The sequence below is a fragment of the Candidatus Accumulibacter vicinus genome (assembly GCF_000584955.1).
GTDB classification, from domain to species: domain Bacteria; phylum Pseudomonadota; class Gammaproteobacteria; order Burkholderiales; family Rhodocyclaceae; genus Accumulibacter; species Accumulibacter vicinus.
Genome location: NZ_JDSS02000027.1, coordinates 20,323 through 23,702 on the forward strand (window position 1 = coordinate 20,323; position 3,380 = coordinate 23,702).

6 protein-coding genes are annotated in these 3,380 nt (G+C 60.3%); all 6 read left to right on the forward strand.

What is annotated here, in order from left to right; all coding sequences use genetic code 11:
* On the forward strand, positions 1–215 hold a 215-nt coding region (locus CAPSK01_RS22885), incomplete at its 5' end, for a hypothetical protein (protein ID WP_273703616.1).
* A 212-nt stretch (positions 216–427) separates the two neighbouring features.
* Positions 428–907 carry a DUF456 domain-containing protein gene (locus CAPSK01_RS12565; RefSeq protein WP_034927107.1) on the forward strand — a complete coding sequence of 160 codons (480 nt, stop codon included), beginning with the start codon at positions 428–430 and terminating at the stop codon, positions 905–907.
* The gene (locus tag CAPSK01_RS22890; RefSeq protein ID WP_273703617.1) at positions 904–1,053 is read left to right on the forward strand and encodes a hypothetical protein; all 150 of its coding nucleotides are present in this window, start codon (positions 904–906) and stop codon (positions 1,051–1,053) included. Before CAPSK01_RS12565 ends, CAPSK01_RS22890 begins: the two co-directional genes overlap by 4 nt.
* Positions 1,054–1,105: 52 nt before the next feature.
* A complete protein-coding gene (locus CAPSK01_RS12570; protein WP_034927109.1) occupies positions 1,106–1,588 on the forward strand; it encodes a phosphate-starvation-inducible PsiE family protein in 483 nt (160 codons plus the stop codon).
* 201 nt (positions 1,589–1,789) lie between these two features.
* A complete protein-coding gene (locus CAPSK01_RS12575; RefSeq protein ID WP_273703618.1) occupies positions 1,790–2,008 on the forward strand; it encodes a BrnT family toxin in 219 nt (72 codons plus the stop codon).
* 20 nt (positions 2,009–2,028) lie between these two features.
* A complete protein-coding gene (locus tag CAPSK01_RS12580; RefSeq protein ID WP_273703619.1) occupies positions 2,029–2,367 on the forward strand; it encodes a BrnA antitoxin family protein in 339 nt (112 codons plus the stop codon).
* The last annotated feature ends 1,013 nt before the right edge of the window (positions 2,368–3,380 follow it).

Below are 3,380 nucleotides of genomic sequence, written 5' to 3' on the forward strand. Positions count from 1 at the left end.
TGGGCGAAGGCAAGACCCATGAACAAGATTTGGGCAATCAGAAACAGGGCCGTCTTTCTCAGGTAGTACATTCTTATTCTCCTATGGGTGATGTCAGTAATCACCTGCGGTGGCTATGCCTGCCAATCGCCGGTGATTGGGCTAAGTTTCCTCGCATGCCGGAGCGTGCCGAATCACTATACAATAACTGCCTGGATATTTTGTTAATGTTGTAATATCCCATTTTAATGGAGTGGTTGTCTTCTGGAATCAACTTGAAAACCATGAGTACGGCGGGGATGTGGGTGGTCATCGTCGCCTCGACCACTACCCATCGCGGTCATTCCTTCGCGGCGCAAGGAGGAGCACACCGCCGACGCCGGCGACCGCCCGTGACGACGGGCTTGCGCAACGGCCGGCACGGTGTGCGCAGCATCGGCCTCATGCGATGACCGAAGTGCTCTGGTTGGTTGCTTTTGCCGCCATGCTGCTTGGCCTGCTCGGTGTCTTTCTGCCGCTGCTGCCCGGCGTGCCGCTACTCTTCGCCGGCATGCTGCTGGCTGCCTGGCTTGACGACTTCGTGCGCGTTGGTGTGCCGACGCTGGCGGTGCTGGCCGTGCTGGGTCTTGCCGCCTGGCTGTTCGAAACTTTCGCGTCGGTTTGGGGCGTCAAGCGGGCCGGCGCCAGCGGTCTGGCGATCGCCGGCGCCGGCGTCGGTGCCGTTCTAGGCATTTTCGCCGGGCTGCCGGGGCTGATTCTCGGCCCGATCGTCGGTGCCGTCTGCGGCGAGTACCTTGCGCGCCGCGACCACGGCACTGCGACGCGCGCCGGCATTGCCGCCGGCATCGGTTTTCTCGTCGCCATGGTCGCCAAGCTGGCGACCGCCGTAACCATGCTGGCCGTCTTCATCTTTGCATGGTTCGCATGAATCTGGTCATCGTGCTGCTCAATGCCGGCCTCGGATTCTGGCAGGAACACCGGGCTGAACGAACGCTGGCGGCGCGCAAGGGAATGTTCGCCGCGCGCGCGGGTCAGCCTTGTGCACCGATTCCCGCGTCCGTGGCAGCCAACTGATACATCGACACGTCGCGTCACCGACTCTTCTCGAACCCCCGCCAAGGAAGCCATGAACGACCACGACAAAGCTACTGAATCGTCAATCCACCGCATTTCCGACGATCCACTCGTCCGCCGCCTGCAGGTCAGCATCCGCCATGCTGCCCGCATCCTGGCGGTACTGATGGTGCTGGTGATCTGGTGGGGTGTCGCCGATGTCGTCTATGTGCTGTACACGCGAGTCAGCACGCACCCCTATTACCTGCTTGAAATCAGCGACATCCTCGCCACCTTCGGCGCCTTCATGGCCGTGCTGATTGCCATCGAGGTCTTCGTCAACATCGTCAGTTACCTGGACGAAGGCGGGCTACAACTCGACATCGTTCTGGCGACAGCCTATATGGCCGTCCTGCGCAAGATCATCATCCTTGATTACAAGGAGATCAGCCCGGAATACGTCTACGCAACGGCGGCGCTGGCCATCGCGCTCGCGCTCGGTTACTGGCTGAGCAGGACGCCGCAGCAGGCTCATCTGCCCCCGCGCGCGCCGTAAGCGCAGCAGTACGGCAACAGACGCCCGGGCAGGCGACAAGCCGACGCTCACGGTGTGTTCTGCGGAATTCGGCGATTGACGTTGACTACCCTAAATTCAGATTTCCTGATCTCGCACGATCTAAGCTCATTCCTTATGCCTCGGTTCGCGTAGTAACGAAAATTCTTGACTTCCTGAATTACTGTTACCCCAATAAAGCCGATGAGCACGCACATTCTCTGGGACGAGGCCAAGCGGCAAGCCAACCTCGACAAGCACGGGCTGGATTTTCTCGATGCCGTGATGGTGCTGGAGAGCCCTTACCGCTTGGACGTTGAGAGCGTGCGCGGTGGCGAACAGCGAACACAGTCGTTCGCTTACGTGTTTGATGTGCTGGCGGCAAAGATGCGTTGCGGATTGTCAGTTTTCGGCCGCGAGTGAAGAGGAAAGGAGCGCTTACCATGGCTGGCTCGAAGATGACTTCAACGGCGACCAATAAGATGCGCGCCGCTCTCAAGCGCGGCGAGAGCAAGACTGACGTGGCGAAAGTACGCGCCAAGGCACCGTATGTCTGGGACGGCAAGAACGAAGACGAACGGCCGATGACGGGCGAAGAAATGCAGGTCGGGAGCGAGGCATACCGGAGGCAGCGCGGACGCCCGGCGGGGAGCGACAAGGAGTCGACCACCATTCGATTCGACCGCGACGTTCTCGCCGCCTTCCGCGCAGGCGGTCCAGGTTGGCAGACGCGCATGAATGCGGCGCTACGCGATTGGCTCAAAACTCACTCCCCTGCGTAATGTCCGAGGCCTAATCGGGATAGGAGAAAGCCTCGCGGCCTCCCCCTCCCACACCCCCGGACGAACGCGGGTCACGTATCCGGCGGTTCGATGAAGCCAATTCCTAGCGCAGCGCAAGGCCCGGTAGGCCCCTTTGTTCGAAGAAGCGCAACGGGCGCGCGATCGACAGGGCCGGCGTCTGCGACACCCGCCATCGACCGTGTGCGGACTGGCGGAAGAGGTAGAGGAACCGCTGAAAGTGGTGCGTCACGTACTGGAACATCTGGACCCCTCTCGTGGACGCTACCCGAGCAAGCTTCAACTTCCTGGGTTTCACGATTCAGATGAGTCGAGGGGCCCAGACTGGAAAGCCGTACCCGAATGCCCGGCCGGCGGACAAATCGCTGAAGAAGATCACGGTGAGGCTGACGGGACGGAATCGGACCCCCCCCATCCCCTTGAGAGACCTCGTGGGAAGCGTGAACCGCAGCCTGAGAGGCTGGGCGAACGACTTCCACTCCCGAAACTCAAGTCTATCGATGAACAAAGTCAGAAACCATGCGGAAGACCGGTTGCGCACCCATTGGACGAAGCGTCATAAAGTCAAGGATCGAGGAACTGGCTTCCGCCGGTTTCCAAGTGCTCATCTCTACGGGCGCTACAGGCTGTACAAAGTTCCTACGAAGGCGGGCTGGAACTCGGCGCATGCCTTGGCGTGAAGAACATCGGAAAGCCGTGTGCGGGAAAATCGCATGCACGGTTTGATGAGGGAGGGCAGGCGAAAACCTGTCCTCTACTCTATCCTTTGATTCATTTCTGCCAAAGTAGAGCGGCTTCGCCTGGAATTTGTCCCGGTCACACGTCGGAATCGACTGTTTTTCCCCCGGGCGGCTCGCGATTTCTTCGTGGTTGTGGGGCGAGTTCGTCCTGGCACGAATGCTGTCGCCTGCCTCAATCCAGACCGATGATGTTCAGATTGGTCAGACCCGCGAGCGCCGACACGTCGCTGACCGGGGTGTTCCCGAGCCAGAGCT